This is a genomic window from Stenotrophomonas sp. pho (assembly GCF_006228405.1).
In the GTDB taxonomy this organism is placed as follows: Bacteria; Pseudomonadota; Gammaproteobacteria; order Xanthomonadales; family Xanthomonadaceae; genus Stenotrophomonas; species Stenotrophomonas sepilia.
The window spans coordinates 2,801,989-2,823,871 of the sequence record NZ_CP029759.1; the positions used below are offsets into that span (position 1 = coordinate 2,801,989).

18 protein-coding genes and 3 pseudogenes are annotated in these 21,883 nt (G+C 67.1%); 9 read left to right on the forward strand and 12 right to left on the reverse strand.

The features are described 5' to 3' along the window. Positions 1-132: 132 nt before the first annotated feature. On the forward strand, positions 133-1,137 hold the full coding sequence (locus tag DL544_RS13235; RefSeq protein WP_065186168.1) for a restriction endonuclease: 1,005 nt from the start codon (positions 133-135) through the stop codon (positions 1,135-1,137). Positions 1,138-1,302: 165 nt separating this feature from the next. Here the strand turns inward: DL544_RS13235 and DL544_RS13240 are convergent, their stop codons facing one another. From DL544_RS13240 to DL544_RS13255, 3 genes are all read right to left on the reverse strand, one after another. Further along, positions 1,303-1,650: a type II toxin-antitoxin system HicB family antitoxin gene (locus tag DL544_RS13240; protein ID WP_255312969.1), complete on the reverse strand. Its 348-nt coding sequence runs from the start codon at positions 1,648-1,650 to the stop codon at positions 1,303-1,305. 330 nt (positions 1,651-1,980) lie between these two features. Further along, on the reverse strand, positions 1,981-2,709 hold the full coding sequence (gene hutC, locus DL544_RS13250) for a histidine utilization repressor (RefSeq protein WP_065178642.1): 729 nt from the start codon (positions 2,707-2,709) through the stop codon (positions 1,981-1,983). A gap of 27 nt (positions 2,710-2,736) precedes the next feature. Next, positions 2,737-4,107, reverse strand: a complete 1,371-nt coding sequence (locus DL544_RS13255) for a formimidoylglutamate deiminase (protein ID WP_139727323.1) — start codon at positions 4,105-4,107, stop codon at positions 2,737-2,739. 67 nt (positions 4,108-4,174) lie between these two features. Here DL544_RS13255 and hutI point away from each other — a divergent pair, with 67 nt between their 5' ends. The 6 genes and pseudogenes from hutI to DL544_RS13285 all read left to right on the forward strand — a co-directional run bounded on the left by hutI (position 4,175) and on the right by DL544_RS13285 (position 13,357). Then, entirely contained in the window at positions 4,175-5,398 is a 1,224-nt protein-coding gene (hutI, locus tag DL544_RS13260) for an imidazolonepropionase (protein WP_139727324.1), read from the forward strand. After that, positions 5,395-6,936: a histidine ammonia-lyase gene (hutH, locus tag DL544_RS13265; RefSeq protein ID WP_005417317.1), complete on the forward strand. Its 1,542-nt coding sequence runs from the start codon at positions 5,395-5,397 to the stop codon at positions 6,934-6,936. Before hutI ends, hutH begins: the two co-directional genes overlap by 4 nt. Beyond that, positions 6,933-7,786 (forward strand): annotated as a pseudogene (gene hutG, locus DL544_RS13270) (N-formylglutamate deformylase). The gene hutH and the pseudogene hutG overlap by 4 nt, the downstream one beginning before the upstream one ends. Continuing rightward, positions 7,783-9,450, forward strand: coding sequence for a urocanate hydratase (gene hutU / locus DL544_RS13275; RefSeq protein ID WP_065186172.1), 1,668 nt, complete (start codon positions 7,783-7,785; stop codon positions 9,448-9,450). Before hutG ends, hutU begins: the two are co-directional and overlap by 4 nt. A 164-nt stretch (positions 9,451-9,614) precedes the next feature. Continuing rightward, a complete protein-coding gene (locus tag DL544_RS13280) occupies positions 9,615-11,051 on the forward strand; it encodes a serine hydrolase domain-containing protein (protein WP_065186173.1) in 1,437 nt (478 codons plus the stop codon). Between the two features lie 194 nt (positions 11,052-11,245). After that, a complete protein-coding gene (locus tag DL544_RS13285) occupies positions 11,246-13,357 on the forward strand; it encodes a TonB-dependent receptor family protein (RefSeq protein WP_065186174.1) in 2,112 nt (703 codons plus the stop codon). Between the two features lie 46 nt (positions 13,358-13,403). On the opposite strand, the gene DL544_RS13290 is transcribed toward DL544_RS13285, so the two are convergent. The 4 genes from DL544_RS13290 to DL544_RS13305 all read right to left on the reverse strand — a co-directional run bounded on the left by DL544_RS13290 (position 13,404) and on the right by DL544_RS13305 (position 16,057). Further along, the gene (locus DL544_RS13290) at positions 13,404-13,922 is read right to left on the reverse strand and encodes a hypothetical protein (protein ID WP_065186175.1); all 519 of its coding nucleotides are present in this window, start codon (positions 13,920-13,922) and stop codon (positions 13,404-13,406) included. Positions 13,923-14,111: 189 nt separating this feature from the next. Continuing rightward, a complete protein-coding gene (locus DL544_RS13295) occupies positions 14,112-14,891 on the reverse strand; it encodes a hypothetical protein (protein ID WP_065186176.1) in 780 nt (259 codons plus the stop codon). Between the two features lie 153 nt (positions 14,892-15,044). After that, entirely contained in the window at positions 15,045-15,428 is a 384-nt protein-coding gene (locus DL544_RS13300) for a nuclear transport factor 2 family protein (protein WP_065186177.1), read from the reverse strand. A 53-nt stretch (positions 15,429-15,481) separates the two neighbouring features. Continuing rightward, positions 15,482-16,057, reverse strand: a complete 576-nt coding sequence (locus DL544_RS13305) for a TetR/AcrR family transcriptional regulator (RefSeq protein WP_139727326.1) — start codon at positions 16,055-16,057, stop codon at positions 15,482-15,484. A 69-nt stretch (positions 16,058-16,126) separates the two neighbouring features. Here DL544_RS13305 and DL544_RS13310 point away from each other — a divergent pair. Continuing rightward, positions 16,127-16,677, forward strand: a pseudogene (locus DL544_RS13310) (thioesterase family protein). 3 nt (positions 16,678-16,680) lie between these two features. Here DL544_RS13310 and DL544_RS13315 read toward each other — a convergent pair. The 3 genes from DL544_RS13315 to DL544_RS13325 form a co-directional block, all read right to left on the reverse strand. Next, positions 16,681-17,358, reverse strand: coding sequence for a hypothetical protein (locus tag DL544_RS13315; RefSeq protein ID WP_065196158.1), 678 nt, complete (start codon positions 17,356-17,358; stop codon positions 16,681-16,683). A gap of 141 nt (positions 17,359-17,499) precedes the next feature. After that, positions 17,500-18,282 carry an SGNH/GDSL hydrolase family protein gene (locus tag DL544_RS13320; protein WP_139727328.1) on the reverse strand — a complete coding sequence of 261 codons (783 nt, stop codon included), beginning with the start codon at positions 18,280-18,282 and terminating at the stop codon, positions 17,500-17,502. Between the two features lie 49 nt (positions 18,283-18,331). Then, positions 18,332-19,297: a DUF2268 domain-containing putative Zn-dependent protease gene (locus DL544_RS13325; protein ID WP_053497308.1), complete on the reverse strand. Its 966-nt coding sequence runs from the start codon at positions 19,295-19,297 to the stop codon at positions 18,332-18,334. Positions 19,298-19,435: 138 nt separating this feature from the next. Between DL544_RS13325 and DL544_RS22535 the strand changes: the two are divergent. Next, positions 19,436-20,417, forward strand: a pseudogene (locus DL544_RS22535) (hypothetical protein). Between the two features lie 13 nt (positions 20,418-20,430). Here the strand turns inward: DL544_RS22535 and DL544_RS13335 are convergent. Together DL544_RS13335 and DL544_RS22015 are read right to left on the reverse strand one after the other, a co-directional pair. Continuing rightward, positions 20,431-20,751 (reverse strand): hypothetical protein, encoded by a 321-nt coding sequence (locus DL544_RS13335; protein WP_005417358.1) that lies wholly within the window; start codon positions 20,749-20,751, stop codon positions 20,431-20,433. A 277-nt stretch (positions 20,752-21,028) separates the two neighbouring features. Continuing rightward, complete coding sequence (locus DL544_RS22015) at positions 21,029-21,412, reverse strand: hypothetical protein (protein ID WP_255312972.1); 384 nt, start codon at positions 21,410-21,412, stop codon at positions 21,029-21,031. Positions 21,413-21,883 lie beyond the last annotated feature (471 nt).

Genomic DNA, 21,883 nt, shown 5'->3' on the forward strand with positions numbered 1-21,883 from the left:
GGTTTTTCGTGCCCGCTGTACGCCGATCTGCGCGCTCCATCACGCTTTCTGTCAGGAACATCCTGACCCGGCCAGGCACCGCGACCTTTACACTGTCGTTCTCCGCTTTCGCCCCTTCCGCCCTACTCCTGCATGCTCCCCTGGATCCTGGCCCTGCTGTCGGCCCTGCTTAGCTGTTTCCTGGCCGTTATCTATCTGTGGTGGGTCAAGCGGCGGCAGAAGGAGATGCAACTCGGCCTGCAGGCCCTGGCGGGCATGCATTGGCGCGAATTCTCCGTTCTGGTCAAGCGCATGCTGCGCGAACAGCGCGGCCTGCGTGAACTGATCGATCCGGCGGAAGAAGCCCGCGAGCCAAGCAGCGATTTCATGCTCAGCGATGGCCCCAACCACTGGCTGGTGTCGTGCAAGCATGGCCTGGCCTACCGCATCGGCACCGCCGCAGTGAACGAGCTGGGTGCGGCCGCGCGCCTGGCCGGCGCCAAGGGCGGCGTGCTGCTGACCGAAGGCCGCATCGAGCGCGACGGCCGCAGCGCCGCCGAGAAGCAGGCGGTTGAAGTGCTGGACGGCCCGCGCCTGTGGCCATTGCTGCAGCCTTACCTGCCCGGCGACATCGAAGCGCGCGTGCGCGCCAGCGCCCGGCACGAAGCGCTGCGCCGCATCGCCATCGCCGCACTGGGTTCGGCAACGCTGGGGCTGCTGGTTGGCCTGGGCCTGCAGGGCCTGCGTGTGGAAGAGGCCGCGCCGGTTGCTGCAGCGTCGGTGGTGGCGACGCCTTCAACCGCGCCTGCGGCGGAACCTGCTGGCACCGCGGCAGTGCTCCCGGCCGCCTCTTCACCCGCCGCTGCCGTCGCCCCGGCGGCCGACCCGCGCAGCAACCCCAATCCGGATGCAGCCACGCTGGATCGCTACCAGGCCGATCTGGCCCGTGCCCTGGCTGGCAAGCCCGGCATCGCCAGCGGTGTCTGGCTGACCCGGCAGACGCTGGCGATCAACCGCACCGGTGAACTGGAAAAGGTCTGGCCGCAGGTCTGTGAGGAAGTGCTGCACTACCCTGCCCTGCGCAACGTGCGCATCCAGCTCAATGCCCGCCCCGGCGTGGATGAGCCGGTGCGCTGGCGGCAGTGCGCTACGTATTGATGGGGCAACATCCACGCATGGCATGGACCTACTGAATCCCGACACACGAATCTCTGGTAGATCCACGCGATGCGTGGATGCCTTTGCAGAGTCGAGCCACGCTCGACTCATCGCGCAACGCGCGAACAGCAGCCGACCATGGGCTGGGCTCTACAGGGCGCCCGCTCAGCCCAATGCTGCGAGATGGGCGATGTAACTGGAGCGGGATTCGCCGGCCGCCCTGGCCTGCGCATCCAGCCTGGCCAGGATGCGACGCGGCAGGCTGATGTTGACCCGTTCGATGGTGTCGTCCAGCAGAGATGGATCAATGCAGATGTAGGCAAGAATCCAGGCCGTACCACTGGGAGCCTCGGCGACGATCTTCTGTGGCGCAGAAGGACTCGGAATCGAGCGCCCCTCATCCAGGGCCGCATCGATCCAGGCAAGCGCAGACTCCTCGGCCGCGCTGAGTGCATCGTCAAGCGTGTCGGCTGCCGAGAAGCACCCCGGCAGATCGGGAACGATGACCCCCACGCGGTGCGTTCATCGCCGGCCTCAATCAAGACTGGATAGCGCATGGGACCTCCTACGTCAGTCCTGCGAGCTTCCGCAACGCCTGAACCAGCCCCTTGCCCAGATCCTTTCTGGGGTGAGGCACGGTGATGATGTGAGGCCACTGCGAGGTGCACGAATACATGATGGGATCCGCGAATCCTGCAACAGGTCCAACCTGCCGCCTCCAGACCCCGGATGAGGTCCCTGCTCTTCATGCAGGGACGATACACATCGCACACACGCACCAACAGAGTTCAAGACGACAGCCGTACCGGACCAGTAGATCCACGCCATGCGTGGATGGAATCCCTAGCGAGCGCCCGGCGCGAAGCGCGCAACCAGGTCCCAGGCATCCCCCAGGAACACCTGGCGCACGCGGGTGATCGGCTGTTCACCGCGCCAGGTCAGGCGCTCGATCACCAGGCAGGCGGTGCCCGGTTTCACGTCCAGCAGCCTGGCCGTGGCGGTGTCCGCACCCCAGGCACTGATGCGATGCTGCGCGCGCGTCCAGGACACGTTCTGCAGCAACCAGCTGCCCGGCGCGGTGGTACTGAAATCGACTTCCAGTACCTCGGGCACGCCCACCGGACTGATCAGGCGATGCTCCAGCGCCAGCGGACGGCCATCGGCCAGGTGCAGGCAGCGCATCGCCAGCAGCTTCTCGCTGCCGGCCAGCTCCATTTCACCGGCATTGCCGCCGTCGGCCAGGCGCAGCTCGCGCTGCAGCAGGCGGTACGCGTACTGGTGGCCGCGCGAACCGACCTCCATCGCGATATCGGGAATCTCCAGCGCTACCTGCTCCAGGTGCGGCGGCTGACGCGCCACGAATGAACCCGCACGACGGCGGCGTTCGATCATGCCGCTCTCGGCCAGTGCGGTCAGCACCTTGTTCACCGTCATCCGCGAGCAGCCGTACTGCTCCATCAGTTCGTGCTCGTACGGAATCCGGAAGCCCGGCGCCCACTCCCCACTGAGGATGCGGCTTTCCAGATCGCTGCGGATACGCTGGTTGAGCGTGGCGGACTTGCTGGCCTTCACGTAATGGGATCCCGGTGGCGGAGACGATCAGCCCAGCACGCCCTTCAGGGCGGCGGCGAAGGCGGTGGTGATCGCCTCGCGCTGCAGGTGGCGGCCGTCGGCCACGCACTGGCGGCCATGCCGCCAGACCGATCGCAGCGCGCCATTACGTGCGGCGAACACCCAGCTGTCAAGCCATGCGTCATCCTGTCGCGCCTGCAGCGCCGGGTGTGCGGCATCCAGTTCGACCAGATCGGCACTGGCGCCCACCTGCAGGCCAGCGGCCACGCCCAGCGCCTGTGCGCCACCGTGCAATGCACCTTCAAACAGGAAACGACCGGTGCTGCGGGTGGCATCCGGCGCCAGCACGTTGCGTCCGCGCAGGGTCAGCCGCTGGCCGTACTCAAGCAGGCGCAGTTCTTCAGCTGCATCGATCAGCACATTGGAATCGGAACCGACACCGAAGCGCCCGCCCTCGCGGGCGAACGCCTGCATCGGGAACAGGCCGTCGCCCAGATTGGCTTCGGTGATCGGGCACAGGCCGGCCACAGCCTGGCTGGCGACGATGGCCGCGCGCTCGTCATCGGTGATGTGGGTGGCATGCACCAGGCACCAGCGCGCATCGACCGGTGCATGGTCGTACAGCCACTGCACCGGGCGCTGGCCGCTCCAGGCCAGGCAGGCCTCGACTTCACGCACCTGCTCGGCGATATGGATGTGCACCGGGCCGTCGGTCAACGGCAGCAACGCGCCCAGTTCCTCGCCGGTGACCGCACGCAGGCTGTGCGGTGCAATGCCGAGCACCGCATCGGGCAGCGCGGCCAACGCCGGCTTGGCGGCGTCCAGCAGCTGCGCGAAACCGTCCACGTCGTGGATCAGGCGGCGCTGCGCCGGATTCGGCGGCGCGCCACCGAAATCGGCATGCGCGTAGAACACCGGCAGCAGGGTCAGGCCGATGCCGGTCTGATCGGCCGCAGCGGCAATCCGCGCGCTCATCTCGGCGCGATTGGCATAGGCATGGCCATCGGCGTCGTGGTGCAGGTAATGGAACTCGCCGACGCGGGTGAAGCCGCTTTCCAGCATTTCCATGTAGGCCTGGGCGGCGATGGCCTGCACCGCGTCCGGACGCAGGTGGGCCAGGAAGCGGTACATCAGCTCGCGCCAGCTCCAGAAGCTGTCACCGTCACCGCCGCCGATCTCGGTCAGGCCAGCCATGCCGCGCTGGAAGGCATGGCTGTGCAGGTTGGGCAGGCCCGGCACCAGGATGCCGGCGCGGGTGTCGCCGTGCTGGGCGCCCTGCCCCGTACTGATCGCCGCAATACGACCGTCCTGTACCTGCAGGCGGACATCACGGGCCCAGCCATCGGCCAGGAGGGCGTGGGCGGCATGGAAACAGTGCGGGGAACGCGAATCGGACATGGCTGGACAACCCGAAATGGACACCTATATTGTATAGACATATAAGCACAGCCGCGTTGTGGATGCCATGCACGTCGATACCCTCTGGTCCAACGTCCACCTGATCACCCTCGATGGCGAGGGCCTGGGTGTCATCCGCGATGGCGTACTGGCCTGCGCCGAGGGCCGCATCGTCCACGTCGGCCCGGCCGGCAGCGATGCACAGCTGCAGCCGACCACCCGCATCGATGGCGAAGGCCGCTGGATCTCGCCGGGCCTGATCGACTGCCACACCCACCTGGTCTACGCCGGTAACCGCGCCAACGAATTCGAGCAACGCCTGCAGGGCGTGAGCTATGCCGAGATCGCCCGTGCCGGCGGCGGCATCGTCTCCACCGTGCGCGCCACCCGCGCTGCCACGCCCGAGCAACTGGCCAGCGAGAGCCGCCCGCGCCTGCTGGCGATGCGCGCCGAAGGCGTGACCACGATCGAGATCAAGTCCGGCTACGGCCTGACCCTGTCCGACGAACGCAAGCAGCTGCAGGTTGCACGCACGCTGGGCGAGCAATGCCGGGTCAACGTGGTGACCACCTTCCTCGGTGCACACGCGATTCCGCCGGGCCGCGAGGCACAGGAGTACACCGACGAGGTGTGCGAGGTGATGATTCCGGCCATTGCTGCCGAAGGCCTGGCCGAAGCGGTGGACGTGTTCTGCGAGAACATCGCCTTCTCGCCCGCGCAGGCGCGGCAGGTATTCGAGGCCGCCCGCGCGAACGGACTGGCGTTGAAGATCCACGCCGAACAGCTGAGCAACCAGCACGGTGCCGAACTGGCGGCCAGCTTCGGTGCACTGTCGGCCGACCATATCGAACATCTGGACGATGCCGGGATCGCCGCGATGGCCGCTGCCGGTACCGTCGCCGTGCTGCTGCCCGGTGCTTTCTATTTCACCCGCGATACCACCCTGCCGCCGATCGCCGCGCTGCGTGCGGCCGGCGTGCCGCTGGCGCTGGCCACCGACAGCAATCCGGGCACCTCGCCGCTGACCAGCCCGCTGCTGGCGATGAACATGGGCGCGACCCTGTTCCGCCTGACCGTGGACGAGTGCATCGCCGGCTTCACCCGTGAAGCAGCGCGCGCGCTCGGCCATGGTGAGCGCATCGGCCGCCTCGCCGTCGGCATGGACTGTGACCTGGCGATCTGGGACATCGACGCCCCTGCCGACCTGGTCTATCGCATTGGATTCAACCCGCTGCACGCGCGCGTGGTGCGCGGCCAGCCCGACCTGCCTGCCTCCTGGAGCAACACATGAGCAACACCCTGGTTCTTCGCCCCGGCCATGTCACTCTCGCCCAATGGCGGCAGGTCTATCGCGGTGCGCCGCTTGCACTGGACCCGGCCGCGCTGCCGGTGGTGCGCGCCAGTGCCGCAGCCGTCGCCGCCATCGTCGCCAAAGGCGCACCGGTGTATGGCATCAACACCGGCTTCGGCAAGCTGGCCAGCGTGCGCATCGAGCGCGAAGACCTGGCCACCCTGCAGCGGAACATCGTGCTCTCGCATGCCGCCGGGGTGGGCGAGCCGATGCCGGCCAGCGTGGTGCGGTTGATGATGGCGCTGAAGCTGGTCAGCCTGGCGCAGGGCGCATCGGGCATTCGCGAGGAAACCCTGCTGCTGCTCGAAGCGATGCTGGTCAAGGGCGTATTGCCCGTGGTGCCGGCACAAGGCTCGGTGGGTGCCTCGGGCGATCTGGCGCCGCTCTCGCACCTGGCCAGCGTGATGCTGGGCGTGGGCGAAGCCTTCATCGATGGCGAGCGCCTGCCGGCGGTCGATGCCCTGGCACGTGCCGGCCTGCAGCCGATCGAACTGGGAGCGAAGGAAGGCCTTGCGCTGCTCAATGGCACGCAGTTCTCCACCGCCTACGCGCTGGCCGGCCTGTTCGAGATCGAGACCGTATTCCAGGCCGCACTGGTCACCGGCGCGCTGTCGGTGGAAGCGGCCAAGGGCTCGGACACGCCGTTCGACCCGCGCATCCACGCCATCCGCGGCCAGCGCGGGCAGATTGCCACTGCCGCGACGCTGCGCGCGCTGATGCAGGGCTCGGACATCCGCGAATCGCACCGCGACAACGATGTGCGCGTGCAGGACCCGTACTGCCTGCGCTGCCAGCCGCAGGTGATGGGCGCGGCGCTGGACATCCTGCGCCAGGCCGCGACCACGCTGGAAATCGAAGCCAACGGCGTCTCCGACAATCCGCTGGTGTTCACCGACACCGGCGAAGCACTGTCCGGCGGCAACTTCCACGCCGAGCCGGTCGCCTTCGCCGCCGACATGCTGGCGATGGCGGTGTGCGAGATCGGCTCGATCAGCGAGCGCCGCCTGGCGATGCTGGTGGACCCGGCGCTGTCCGGCCTGCCGGCGTTCCTGACCCCGCGCCCGGGCCTGAATTCCGGCTTCATGATTCCGCAGGTGACCGCGGCTGCACTGGTCTCGGAAAACAAGCAGCGCGCCTACCCGGCCAGCGTTGATTCAATCCCGACCTCGGCCAACCAGGAAGACCATGTGTCGATGGCCGCGCACGGCGCACGCCGCCTGATGCAGATGGCCGAGAACGCCGCCAACGTGATCGGTATCGAACTGCTGGCCGCAGCACAGGGCTGCGACTTCCACGCCCCGCTGCGCTCCAGTGCCGCGCTGGAAAGCGTGCGCGCCAGCCTGCGTGCGCAGGTGCCGACACTGGAAGAAGACCGCTACTTCCATCCGGACATGGTGACCGCCACGAATCTGGTGCGCAGCGGTGCGCTGGCGCAGGGCCTGGGCGATCTGTTGCCGACCGTGGAACCGCAGGCATGACGACCCTTCCCGAATGGCTGACGGTGCACGAGGGCGACGCCCCCTCATCGTCAGCTTCCCGCATACCGGCAGCGAGCTGCCGCATGAACTGATGGGCGACTACCACTCGCCGTGGCTGGCACGCCGCGACGCCGATTGGTGGGTGCACGATCTGTACGACTTCGTGCGTGGCATGGGCGCGACCACGGTGCGCTCGGCAATCTCGCGTTCGGTGATCGACCTCAACCGCGATCCCAGCGGCGTGTCGCTGTACCCGGGCCAGAACACCACCGGCCTGTGCCCGCTGACGACCTTCGACAACCAGCCGCTGTACCACGCCGGGCGCGAACCGGACGACGCAGAAATCGCCCGTCGCCGCGACACGTATTTCCTGCCTTACCACGATGCGCTGGCTTCGCAGATCACGCGCCTGCGTGCACGCCACGGCACCGTGGTGGTGTACGACGCGCACTCGATCCGCTCACACATCCCGCATCTGTTCGACGGGGAGCTGCCGCAGTTCAACCTGGGCACCGCTGGCCCGTCCGGCGCACCTGACACGTCCTGCGACAACGCCTTGAGCGACGTGGTGGAGAACCTGCTGAAGATCAGTGGCATGAGCCAGGTGCGCAACGGCCGTTTCAAGGGTGGCTGGATCACCCGCCACTACAGCAACATCGCCGGCGGCGTGCACAGCCTGCAGATGGAGCTGGCCTGCCGCGGCTACATGCACGAACCCCTGCCGGACCAGGTGGACGAGCACAGCTGGCCCACGCCGCTCGACCCCGACCACGCCGCACCGCTGCGCCACACCCTGGCGCAGGTGCTCAATGCCTGCCTTGAATTCGCTACGAACCGGAGCGCCGCATGACCCGCAACGACCCGTCCCGCACCATCGCCGCGCCGACCGGCACCACGCTCAACGCCAAGAGCTGGCTGACCGAAGCGCCGCTGCGCATGCTGATGAACAACCTGCACCCCGATGTGGCCGAGCGCCCGCAGGAACTGGTGGTGTACGGCGGCATCGGCCGCGCCGCACGCGACTGGGAGAGCTTCGATGCCATCGTCGAAACGCTCAAGCGCCTGGACGACGACCAGACCCTGCTGGTGCAGTCGGGCAAGCCGGTGGGCGTGTTCCGCACCCACGCCGATGCGCCGCGCGTGCTGATCGCCAATTCCAACCTGGTACCGCGCTGGGCCAACTGGGACCACTTCAACGAGCTGGATAGGAAGGGCCTGGCCATGTACGGCCAGATGACCGCAGGCAGCTGGATCTACATCGGCGCGCAGGGCATCGTGCAGGGCACCTACGAGACCTTCGTGGAGATGGGGCGCCAGCATTTCGGTGGCGACCTGACCGGGAAGTGGCTGTTCACCGGTGGCCTCGGCGGCATGGGCGGCGCACAGCCGCTGGCCGCCGTGATGGCCGGCGCCTCCTGCCTGGCCGTCGAGTGCCGCAAGAGCAGCATCGACATGCGCCTGCGCACCGGCTACCTGGACACCTGGACCGACAACCTGGACGAAGCGCTGCGCCTGATCGATGAAGCCTGCAAGGCCGGCACGCCGAAGTCGGTGGGCCTGCTCGGCAACGTCGCCGACGTGCTGGCCGAACTGCTCAAGCGCGGCGTGAAGCCGGACCTGCTGACCGACCAGACCTCCGCGCACGACCCGGTGAACGGCTACCTGCCGCAGGGCTGGACCGTCGAGCAATGGGACGAAAAGCGCGTGTCCGCGCCGAAGGAAGTGGAGAAAGCAGCGCGCGCGTCGATGGCCAACCATATCCGCGCCATGCTCGGCTTCCACGCACTCGGCGTGCCGACCGTGGACTACGGCAACAACCTGCGGCAGATGGCGCTGGAAGAAGGCGTGGAGAACGCGTTCGACTTCCCCGGCTTCGTGCCGGCCTACATCCGCCCGCTGTTCTGCCGCGGCATCGGCCCGTTCCGCTGGGCAGCACTGAGTGGCGACCCGGAAGACATCGCCAAGACCGATGCCAAGGTGAAGGAACTGATTCCGGACAATCCCCACCTGCACCGCTGGCTGGACATGGCCGCCGAGAAGATCAAGTTCCAGGGCCTGCCGGCGCGCATCTGCTGGGTCGGCCTGGGTGATCGCGATCGACTCGGACTGGCGTTCAACGAGATGGTCGCCAACGGCGAACTGAAGGCGCCGGTGGTGATCGGACGTGACCACCTGGACAGCGGCAGCGTGGCCTCGCCAAACCGCGAAACCGAAGCGATGGCCGATGGCTCCGACGCGGTGTCCGACTGGCCGCTGCTGAACGCCCTGCTCAACACCGCCAGCGGCGCGACCTGGGTCTCGCTGCACCATGGCGGCGGCGTGGGCATGGGCTTCTCCCAGCATGCCGGCATGGTGATCGTCTGCGACGGTACCGAGGCAGCGGCGAAGCGGATTGGCCGCGTGCTGTGGAACGACCCGGCCACCGGCGTCATGCGCCACGCCGATGCGGGGTATGACATCGCGATCGACTGCGCGAAGGAAAAGGGACTGGATCTACCGGGGATCCTGGGCTGATCGCAGGGGTGCCGGCCAGCGGCCGGCACTACCCGGAAACACCTGTAGAGCCGAGCCATGCTCGGCTCATTTTTCCGGGTGCATGATGCCTGGCCCGAAGGCAGCCGAGCATGGGCTCGGCTCTACATGCCAAGATGCGCCATCACCGCTGATGGATCACCGCGATGTACCGCACCTTTGCTGCTGCATTGCTCTGCGTCCTGTTCGCTGCTCCGCCCGCATCAGCGAGTGACCTCTCCGCCGGCCTCTCTACCCAGCTTGACGCCCAACTGCAGGCCAACCTCGAACGCTACGGCATCGCCGGTCAGGCGGTACTGGTCGCCCACAACGGCCAGGTGCTGTACCAGGGCGCCAGCGGCGAACGTGATCGCGCTACGCACACACCTGCCACCGTCGATTCCATCTTCGCCGCGCAGTCGATGGCCAAGCTGCTGACCAGCACGCTGGTGATGCAACTGGTCGATCAGGGCAAGGTGGATCTGGATGCGCCGGCGAGCCGCTATGTGCCGGACCTGCCGACTGCATGGCAGGCAATCCACGTGCGCGACTTCCTCAACCACAGCTCGGGTATCGGCGAGTACTACAACCGGGTGGATAACCGCTGGGTGAGCAAGGGCTACCCCGGTGTAGCGCCTGACCTTGGCACTGCGCTGAAGGTGGCCGGCGCTGTACCGATGCAGTTCGCCACCGGCAGCCGCGTGCAGTACACCCAGGCCAACTACCTGGTGCTGACGGCGTTGCTGGAAGCGCACTACCGCAAGTCCTACCCGGCCATCGCGCGCGAACGCATCCTGCAGCCATTGAAGATGGCCAGCACCTCGTGGGGCGTTGCCAGCGTGCCGGCCCGGCGCGCGGCGGTGCCGTACATCGGCAAGGATGGCCAACTGCAGCCTGCCAATGAAGATCCCTGGCCGGACTACGGCTGGGGCCATGCCGATCTGCAGACCACCGTGGGCGACATGAACCGCTTCCTGCAGGCGCTGGCGACCGGCACGCTGGTGCGTACGAAGACCCTGGAAAAGCTCTGGCAGCCGCAGAAACTGAGCGGTGGCGGCAGCAATTTCTTCTCCACGGGATGGGACACCACCCGCAGCGACGGCTACACCCAGGTCGGCCATGATGGCGGCACCCGTGTACGTGCGCGGCTGGCGTACAAGGACACGCTGGCCAGCGGCTACTGGGTGTTCGTGTACCTGACCAACGGCAGCGCCCGCAATGTCTGGTCCAGCACGCTGGTGGAGAGCACGATGGCGGTCGCGGCGCCGCAGGCGTTTCCGCACGCGGTGCTGTCCGAGGGGCTGGTCGCGTATGCGCTGGATGATGATGCAGGCGCTGCCCAGGCGATACGCAGTTGGTTGCGCGATAACAACCGGGTGGCGGGCAGCGAGCTGGAACGAGCGATCAACGCCAGCGGGTATGCCATCCGCGAGAGCCTTGGTGCACGCAGGGCGTTGAAGGTATTCGCCCTCAACACCGAGCTGTATCCGGATTCGGCCAATGTGTGGGACAGCCTGGCCGAGTGTCATGCGGCGCTGGGCGATGCAGAGATTGCCAAAGCGCTGTACGCGAAGGCCAAGGCGCTGGCGAAGCCTTCGCCGTAAACCCTGCTGTAGAGCCGAGCCCATGCTCGGCTGCTCTTCGTGGCGATCGCAGAGAACCCGCGCTGCGCGCGATAGCCGAGCATGGGCTCGGCTCTACAGGGCCACCACAGGTGGCCATACGCAGGTGGAGGGTGACGTGGGGGCCACCGACCTGTTAACTTGCTCGCCACTTTCGTGGTTTACAGCATTTCCGCATGTCGCTCTCGTCGTACCGCCCCATCCCCTCGCTGCTGTCTCTGACCGTTTCCCTTGGCCTCGCCTCCACTGCCGCTGCAGTCCCGCAGGCCACCACGCTGGATGCGGTGCAGGTCACCGCTGCTGGCGATGCCAGCGCGCAGGCGCGCGAGTCGCTGAAGCGCGTACCCGGCGCCAGCAACGTCATCGACGTGGCCAAAGCCGACAGCCGACTGTCCAGCAGTGCCGATGTGCTGGCCTACCAGCCGGGCATCAGCGCGCAGTCGCCGGGCAACGAGGGCACCAAGATCTCGATCCGGGGCTCGGGCATCAACCGCGGGCCGGGCGCGCATGCCTCGGGCATTGCGGTGTCGATCGACGGCCTGCCGCTGACCGGCCCAGGTGGCACGCCTTACGAACTGCTGGAACCGCTGTGGCTGTCGCGCGTGGAAGTCCTGCGCGGCGCCAACGGCTTCGAGCGCGGCGCGCTCGCGCTGGGCGGTGCCATCGACTACGTCAGCCGCAGCGGCCGTGATTCGGCGGGCGTGCAGCTGCACTACGAAGCCGGCAGCCGTGGCTACCAGAAGCGCGGCCTCAGCTGGGGCGGCGTCAACGGCGATGTCGACTACTTCCTGGCCTACACCGATACCGAGTTCGACGGTTACCAGCGCCATGCGCACGGCGACGGCAAGGGCGCGATGGCCAACATCGGCTGGCAGATCACGCCCGATCTGCAAACGCGCTTCTTCGTGCGCTACCGCGAAACCAATCACGAAACGCCCGGTCGCTTGACCCGCGACCAGATCCGCAACGATCCACATGCCGCGAATGCGGCCAACCTGGCCATCGATGCGCGCCGCCCGCAGCCGGGCAGCACTTGGGTGGGCAATGTCACCACGCTGCAGATCGATGAGGATTCGTCGCTGCAGGCCGGGCTGGTCTACCACACCTACCCGATGGACTTGAACGAGAGCCTGTACCGCCAGCAGCTGGACTACGCCAACCTCAACGCCACACTGGACTACCGCCACCGCCACCGGCTGTTCGGGCTGGACAGCGAGACCACGGTCGGCCTGCGCGTCACCCATGACCTGGATGCCGATGTGCGCGAGTCGCTGCGCTTTGCCAGCAACGGCTACGCTGCCGGCACGCGCACGCGTGACTTCCGCCACCACGGCACCGACAGCACACTGCACGTCGGCAATACCCTCGCCTTCAATGACCGCCTGCGCATGCAGACCGGGCTGGCACTGATCAACACCCGTCGCGATGTGCAGGTGACCTGGCCAAGCAGCGGCGGCCGCCTGCGTGACCACGACTGGGACTACGCACCGCGACTAGGCTTTACCTGGCAGCACAGCGCGCAGACCCAGTGGTTCGGCAACCTCAGTCGTTCAGTGGAGGCACCGCACCCGTGGTCGATGATCTGGGGCTCGAACCAGTACTTCGGGCCGGGCAATGGCCCGTCTACCGGCCGCCAGCGCGCGCCGGTGCCGATGCAGAACCAGACCGCCACCACGCTGGAACTGGGCGCGCGCGGTGATGCGGCGCTGGGTCGCTGGGAACTGACCGGCTACTACGCCCACGTGAACCACGAACTGCTGAGCGTCGAACTGCAACCAGTGCCGAACCTGTTCATTGCCGAGAACAACGCCAGCCCCACCGTACACCGCGGTATCGAGGCCGGATTGGACAGCACGCTGTGGCAGGCTGCACCGGGCCGCCTGTCGCTGCGCCAGGCGTATACCTTCAGCGACTTCCGCTACCGCCACGATGCGCGCTTCGACGGCAACCGCCTGCCCGGCCTGCCGCGCCACAGCTATCAGGCCGAGCTGCGCTTCGACCATGCCTCCGGCCTGTACGCCGCACTGAACACCGAGTACGCCTCACGCATCGCGGTGGACTATGCCAACAGCTACTGGGCCGACAGCCATGTGATCTTCGGCAGCCGCATCGGCTACGACGCACCCGGTGGCCGCTGGCAGGCCTGGGCGGAGATGCGCAACCTCGGCAATCGCCGCTACGCCGCTACGGTCACGCCGGGCTACGACGACGCCGGCAAGGATGTTGCGCGCTCGACCCCGGGCGAAGGTCGTGGCCTCTATGCAGGCGTGCGCTGGCGCTTTGATTGATGGCAGAAGGCGGCGCCGGGCGTGATCCGGCGCCGCCGTTCCTGGGTCAGCCGATACGCCACGCTGGCAGGCGCTCGCTGCGCTTCCAGATGGAAGGCGCGAAGCCGATCAGCACCAGTGCCGCCAGCCACTTCGGCGACGTACTCAGCAGCGTGGAACCGAGCGAGCCGTCGCTGGGTGCGAGCTGCTCCTGCCAAGGGTTGTAACCCAGGTAGAGGATGCTGCCGGCCCACCACAGCAACGCTGCGCCGATGCCCACCAGCAACAGGGACAGCGTGCGGCAGGTCCAGCGCTGCGAGGTGGTTCCCCACTCGCGGGACACCGCTACCAGCAGACCCACCACCAGCAGCGACACCAGTGCCACCAGGCCGATATCAACCTTCGGTCCAATGCGCTCATAGGCGCAGGCGCGGCATTGCGCCTCTTCCGCGGCAGTGCCGGCTTCAGCGCCATCGCCCTGCCCGGCTGCCGGCTGCGCCAGTGCTGCAAACGGCAACCACACCGCCAGCAGCGTCACCATGATCCAACGAAACAACGTCCTGTTCCTGCGTACAGCGACATCCATGCGCTCTTCCTCGTCAGTGGTTGTGTGTCTCAGTGGGCGTTCGGCCATCCAGCGCCCCGGTTCCCGATGCAGTACGACAAGCTCCGGATAGGTAAAACCGCCAGGACACGAATCCTCGGCGACCGCGATCATAGCCCACTGTTCAGGGCGGCTGAAAACAGGTCGGGACCAGGCCAGGAAGCAACCGCATTACAGCCCCTGGATGACCTGCAGCAGGTGGCTCGCGCCCGGCACGAGTTCCTGAGCAAGCCAGCCCAGCACCGCGAAGAACAGCAACAGGCCGATCAGCGGCCAGACCGTGTGCGACACGCATACCCGCCACCATCCCTGCTCGTGCATGCCCTGCATGCGCCGGTACAGGCCGCCGGCGATCGCCGCGTCCACCAGCAGTTCGGCCATCAGCACCGGCGCCGACCACACCACCCACACGCTGGCCAGCAGGACGGTCGCCACCAGCGCGACGATGCCGAGGATGGCCAGCAACGGCAAGCCCGCTTCGTCTTCAGCGAGCCCGGCCAACGGCAGCTCTCCGGCGTCGCCACTGCTCACCGATGCCGGCTCGTTCCACGAGGCCGACGCACCGCCACCGCCGGAACGGCCGCCGGCGCCGCTCCACGGTGATTCCACGGCACTGCCGCGAGGGGATGGGCTGCCACCGCCCACATCCGGCGACAGGCCATCCAGCACGTTGTCCCAACGCCAGCGGATCCAGATCCACATCAGCAGCAGGAACACGCCGTAGGCCAGCACGACGGCCATTGGGTAGCGAAACCACATCGCGTCGATACCGGCCAGGCGCAGCAGGTGCGAGGCAAGGAAACCGGCCGCACCGGTGAGGGCGACGATCAGTGCCATCTGCAGGCGTGGCCAACCGCGCTGCTGCAAGTGCCTGCGCGCACGCACGACTTCGCTGCCGCGGTTCATCGGCAATGTCAGTGGGCTGCGTGAAAAATGGCGCGAGCGCTTCATGCCGCCGCCAGGGGGCGGGAGGCATCGCGGCCAGGGACCTCGGGAACCTGATGCTGCATGCGGACATCCTTGCCGGGCACGCGTAGGCGGTGTTGGGCGGATTCTACCGCGGGCAGCTCCGCTGTCCAGACGGCGGTTCCAAGCGGCCGATCCTCAGCTGCGATCAATGATCCGTTCGATGCGGCCACCCGCGAACACGAACTCGCTCTGGCCCTGCAGTTCCAGCTCAGTGCCCGCACGCGGTCCATCGGGAACATCCTGCGCGAACACGCCGCGCCAGCCAATCGTCGCCGTCGCCTGGTCGCCATCGAACACCAGCGCCAGCAAGCGCTGTTCGCGCTCCCGGAACAGGCGCGCAGACTGGCGTGCCAGTTCGCCAAAGGCATCGACGCCTTCGGTGACCATCGTCAGCTGGCCGCCGCTGTGGTTCTCGAAGCGTACGTTGTGCGCCAGCACCGCCAGCATGGCGTCGATATCGAAGCGGTTGTAGGCCTGCAGGTAGTGCTCGATCAACTGACGATGGTGCAATTCGTCCATGGCGGCATCCAGTCGTGGGCTGCTGGCGAGTCTGGCCTGTCGGCACCGGCCGATCAAGGCCGCGTGGCCGCCTTCAGCAGCTGCGCGGCCACCTGATCGAACGGGGCGATGTCCTGCAGCGCACGGCACATCGCCACCGCCCCCTCCACGCTGGCGATCACCAGGCTGGCCAGCTCAGCCGCTGCTGGCGGGGCGTGTCCTTCGGCGACGAATGCCGAGGCGAGGTGGCCGTGCCAGCGTGCGAACACCTCGGCGGCCGCCGCGCGCGGTTGGCTGGGAACCGCCTCGACCGGTTCCTCCACGGCAGCGGCCAGCACCGGGCAGCCAGCGCGGAACCCGGAGCGCAGCAGACGCTCGCGCCACATCGCAAGGAACTGCTGCAGGCCCTGTACCGCCCCATCCTTCAACAGCTCCACCAGCAGCGCCTCCACCTTGTCGCCGGCCATGTGGGTGGCGCGCGCCAGCAGCTCCTGCTTGCCGCCGGGAAAGTGATGGTAGGTGGAGCCCAATGGCGCCTCGGCCAGCTTGGTCACTTCGCGGATGCTGGTGGCATTGAGGCCCACCCGCGCCAGCATCTGCGCCGCGGCATCGATCACGCGCTGTGGGGCATCGGACGGTCGCGGGCTCACGGCGGTCTCCTTGCTAAGACAGTCGTCATAGATTAGCGTACCGGCGATTCTATAACAGTCGTCATAGCCATGAATCTCTGGTTCCGTCTGCTCTGCTGCCACCTGCTGCTGTGCAGCCTGTTCCGGCCGAAGCTGGAGGCCCCGTTCGGGTCTCGCGGCTGCAGTTCCGGGTGCTGCCCAACGACCTGGACAGCAACCTGCACATGACCAACGGCCGCTACTGGAACATCTTCGACCTGGGCCGGCTGGACCTGATCCTGCGCATGGGTCTGGGCCGGGTGGCGCTGCGCGAGAAGTGGGCGCCGATCGTCGGCGCCGGCACCATCCAGTTCCGCCGCGAATTGAAGCCATTCCAGCGCTTCACCCTGAAAACACGACTGGTGGGCTGGGTCGGCTCGCGCGGCATCATGGAGCAGCGCGTGCTGATCGGTGCCGAGCAGAAGATCGCCACGCGCGCGTTGCTGGTCACCGGCATCTACGACCGCCGCGCGCGCCAGTTCCTGGGCATGCCGAAGATGATGGAAGCGATCGGCGTGGTTGCCCCGCCCTCGCCGCCGCTCAGTGCGGCCGCCGAAGCGTTGCTGGCGGCCGATGCAGCGTTGAAGCAGGACGATGCCTGAGCTTCAGGGGGCGGCCAGCGGCACCGCGTGCAGTTTGCGCGATACGACCTGGGTGCGCCCTCCCACGTGCAGCACGTACTCGAAGGACTGCCGCATGCGGCTGTACGCGCCACCCTCCGGCACGCCGTAGTTGGCGCCCACGCTGAGGGTATGCCGGCCTGGCGGCAACGGCTTGAGCATCACCCAGTAGCCGTCGGCGGCGGCCAGCCGTGAGTCTGCGTCATCGTCATCCATGCGGAAGCAGCCTTCACTGCGCACCCGATGCATGCGCATGTCGCCCAGGGGTTGGCCATCCAGCAGCACCACTGCACTGATCAGATAATCGTTGTTGACCGCCGCCCCCGCCTGCAGCTCCTTGCAGGGCACAGACTCATCCACCTGGTAGTGCGCCATGTTGATGATCGGCAGCAACAGGTACTTGCCCGCCGGCACCACGCATTCGCGATGTGGCCGGAAACGGCCATTGGTGCCGGCCAGGTTCCAGACCGGGCCTTCCTGGCCCACATCGCATACACGGCCATCCGGGTCGAGATAGGGCGCGCCGCCCTGGGCGTCGGCCCAGCGCCACCAGCGGGCGGTCCATTCGGCCAGTGAAACTCCGGCCACCGGCTCACGCGTCAGCGGCGAAGGCGCCGCCGTGTCTGCACTGAACGCCGGCACGGCCGCCAGCAGCAGTGCCATCGTTGCGCCGCTGCGGCGCAGCCATCCCTGGATTCCCTTCCGCATCACCCACCCGATCGTCCCTGGCGGCCACGCTGCGTGGCCGGCTCCGGGGCCATTTTACCTCGACGGGCTGGACGCTGTGCATTGCGGGTGCTGTGCCTAGTCCGGCGCCATTGCGCGCCTGATTGCAGCCTCCGCCAGCGGCCCCATCACCGCATAGCCCTTCGCCGTGGGATGCACGCCATCCTCGGCCAGCTGCGGATCCAGCCCTCCGGCGGCATTGGTCATCGGCGTGTAGTAGTCCAGATAGACCAGCTGCTTCGCATCGGCATAGCGCTTCAATGCCGCGTTCAATGCGCGCACCTTGGGAGCAGGTGCCGTGCCCGGCAACCACGGGTAATCGCTGACCGGCAGCACCGATGCCAGTACCACGGCGATGCCATGTGCGCGTGCCAGGTCCACCATCGCGTGCAGGTTGTCTTCAATCATCGCCTGCGTGGACGGGCCGGTGTTGCCGGCAATGTCGTTGGTGCCGGCCAGGATCACCACCACCTGTGGCTTCAGGGCCAGCACGTCCTGCGGGAACCGCACCAGCATCTGCGCCGTGGTCTGGCCACTGATGCCGCGGTTGAGCCAGCCCTTGCCGGGAAAGAACGATGCGCTGCCTTCCCTGCCCCAGCCTTCGGTGATGGAATCACCGTAGAACACCACGCGTGGTTGCCCCGGTACAGCGGCAGGCACTCGCGCGTTGGCGTCGCGATAACGCTGCAGTTGCGGCCAATCGGCCAGGCGCTGCTGCATGAAGCGCACTTCGTCCGCGCGCAGGCTTTCGACAGGCTCCAGCAGCAAAGGGTTGATCGCGGGCATCTCGGCCGCCACCCCGTGGGCGCTCAGCGCGATACCGAGGGCAACTGCGGCCAGGCCGCCGGACAAGGAACGCATGGGGTCTCTCCCTTGAATGTGCGGGCCAGTCTAGCGCGCGGCCCCGCGCTTACCGCGCCGCCGACCGCGCGGCCACGCCGGTCACCTTGGCCGGCATCCACATGCCGGGCGTCCAGCCACTGGCAGCCAGGATTGCCTTCGGGTTGTCCTGCTGGATCAGCGCACGCACTGCATCGCGCTTGTCCTTGGCCTGCAGGTAATAGGCCTTGGCGATGCGGTAGCCCACCCAGTACCCGAGGTCATAGGGCTCCTGCGAACCGGGCTTGTAGTTGTACAGCCACGGCGACAGATCGGTACTGTCCACATCCAGCGCAAAGGCGCTTTCAATGTGGACCTCGCGGCCGCGCGTCCATGCCGCATGGCGACTGTTGCCGACGTTGCCGGAAATCAATTCGGCGATGAATTCGGCGATGCCTTCGCCCAGCGAAACACGCAGCACCGTCGCATGCGGGTCGCCGGGCTCGAAATCGGTCAGGCCGGTCTGCTGGATGTGCACGTACTCGTGCGCGATCACGTGCACGAAACGGTCCTGCACGTTGGGATTCATGAAATCGGCTGCACACAGCGCTTCCAGGCCGATGATCACCCCACTCTTCGAGGTCAACCCGACCGGCCGACCACGGCCGACCGCAAGAGTCACCGGAGGAAACGCGGCCTGCGGATAGATCGCCTGCAGGTTGCCGAACACCTGCACCAGGCGCTGCTTCACCGCCGGCAGCTCCGCCAGGCAGCTGCGGCCCTGCGCATACACCCCGGGCTGGCTGGCAATGGCTTCGGCCATGCGTTCGGGCGTGACCCGGCGCGCCTTCGCCAGTTCACTCAGGCCCGGACTGCCTTCGGCCAGGTAACCGGCCAGCTGGGCGACGCTGGGCTTGCCGCCGGTGCTGTCGTAGAGCGCGTAGAAGCGGCTGGCATCGGTGGTGAGGATCTGCGGCCCCGGCGGGGTACCCGCCGACGCCACGCCGACCGCCCCGGCACAGGCCAGGGCAAGCAGGCAACGCAGGAAACTGGACATCGCTCCGTCCTTGGTGGAGTGCATGCGAAGCGCGCAATCTATCACTCCGCCCCGGCCACCGCAGCGGGCACATGCAGGCCCTTCGGGGCTGTGCCAGACTCACTCAGGCACCTGCCATGGATGATGGAGCACCGCACGATGATGATCGTTCCGCGTACTGGGCCGAAGCCCGCCTGCAGGCCCGTTTCCGTGGCCGGCCGGTGGTCGTGCGCCGCTTCGGCTGGTCTGACGAGGGCCCTGCCGAGGCCCAGGCTCACGCCGACCGCCGTGCCAACGAAGCACTCAATGCCATCCTTGCCGGCCAGGTGCTGCCGCGACGCGAAGTGCGCAGCAACTACGGTGTGGAAGGTGTACCTATCCGCGAGCAGATCGTGCAGCGCGACGGCGATGTCATCATCACCCGCAACAGCTATGGCGCGTTGTGCCTCAACAGCCCCGACGTGCTGTTTGCCGACATCGACCATGCGCAGCACCGGCCGGATGCGTGATACCGGCCATCGTGGCTGCGATCGTGCTGCTTGCCGGCGCCGTCATCGGCACCCTGCTCTGGCACTGGCTGGTGGGCCTGGTATTGGGTGTGGCGGCCGTAGTGCTGGTGAATGCCGCGATGCTGATGCAGCGCAAGCGGCGCCTGGCCGCCGCCGGTGGCGCCGAAGGTGTGGCGCTGCAGCGGGTCGCAGCCTTCAGCGAACAGCATCCGGACTGGCATCTGCGCACCTACCGCACGCCGGCCGGACTGCGCGTGCTGGCGATGCATGCCACCTTCTCGCCCGAGGACGAGCAGCTCCAGGCATTCTTCAAGGCACTGGGCACCGACACCCTGTACGCGCGCATGTGCCGGCTGCAGCATTGTTTCCGTGCGCGACTGACACCGAAGCCGTGGCGCGTCGGCCTGAAGTACCGCATCCGGCCGCCGGTGGCCGCGTGGTCAGCCGAACAGGCCAACAATCCGGATCGACTGGCCTGGATTGCCGAGTACGAAAAGAAGAGTGCCGGCTTTGCCGCGTGCACCTACCTGCGCAGCTTCGGCGACACCTCCCGGGTGCATGCCAAGGCCGAGCATGTGCGCGAGCTGCACGATCGGCTGTCGCACGCGCAGGACCGGTTGCCGCTGGCCTGAACGCAATGAGCGCTCAGTCCACGCCCTGCACGAACGGCTGCCCTGCCAGGGTAGTGCCCAGCCGCACCGCGATCTGCTGACCTTCCTTTTCGAAGGTCGTCGCGCACTGCTTGGCGCCCCTTTGGCATCCGACTTCCGGAAAGCCCTCGAGTGACTCAGGCGCGCCCTGAACCGGACTCACCTGCCACCCTGCCGCATCCATGAGGCGCTTGGCCTTGGCATAAGGCATGCCGGCGACAATGCCCAGCTGCGCCAGTTCGGAGGGGAGTGATTGGCCATGCAGGCTCGGCGTCATCACCAGCGCCAACACTGCGACAACACGTTTGGACTTCATAGGTGAAACCCATGGCAGACAGCAACAGGCCTGCAGCGTATCGCAGCTTCCGCACGCCATGGCACCCGCATCACATATGGTTACGCAATCGCAACGGCCAATGACACGAGGTCACCCTCCGGATCCATCAGGTACTGTTGAGAACCGCCACGGGGGCCTCGCGTGCCACCCGCCGCACCGGTACCCAGGCGGCCAGCTGCGCAGCCTCTGCACCTTCCTGCCCGGCTCCTGCCGCATCACGGACTGCCGCGCAATGCAGGCAGGCCGAAACAGGCGATCAAGCCGCTGTACCAGCTGCGATGCCAGGCCCGTGGCCCGGCATCGGGCATTCCCTCTGGACGCTCCGCAGGAACTGGCGGACATCACGCTCGATATCGCGCCAGTGTGGCAGCAGGTTCTGACGATACCTGATGCTCAGGTGGACCTGCTTCAGATTGGCATCTTCCAGCGTCGCCTCGCAGAGCGGCGTCCAGTGCGGAGGTCGGTACTGCGGCCCGGTCATGCAACGAATCAGCACGTTGGGCGTTGCCCCGATCGCGAAGGTATCGGAATAATTGATCCGATTCCAATTGTAGCTCTTGGGCTCGGAAACGCTGGGCCGTGCCATCTCAAGTCCCAAGGTCTCATCCCATCCGAACTCGAGCGAAACCTGGTATGGCATCCCCCATGCCGGATCACGACCGAGCGCACGCTCCGCGTTCCCTGCAACGAGACGATCTCCCCGGTCCCCCTTGAGACATCCCAATCTCGATCCACTGTGAATCACCCGTTCCACCGGAGTGATGGGTGTTGTAATCGTCGCGGTTGGCTTTCGTACGAGGAGCCATCTCGGGCCAGCGCAACTGGAAGGTTGCACTGCGCAGGGTCGGCCCGCATGGCGTGATGCCTTGGTTATCAGCTTCCCGATCGAGCTCCCAGATCCAGACCGCCTGGGCTCTGGCATTCAGTGCAGTACCACCGATGACCCCCGTCAACCTTTCCTTGGCCCGCTCGGCTTCACTGCGTCCGCAACCGGCCAGTGACACAAGCAGGACGACCATCAATGCCCTCCGTGCCGGGCCGTCCATGACAATCCATCGCTCCCGATCCCGCATGCCGCTCCTGGATGCTGCCTGACGCTGCGATCATCCGA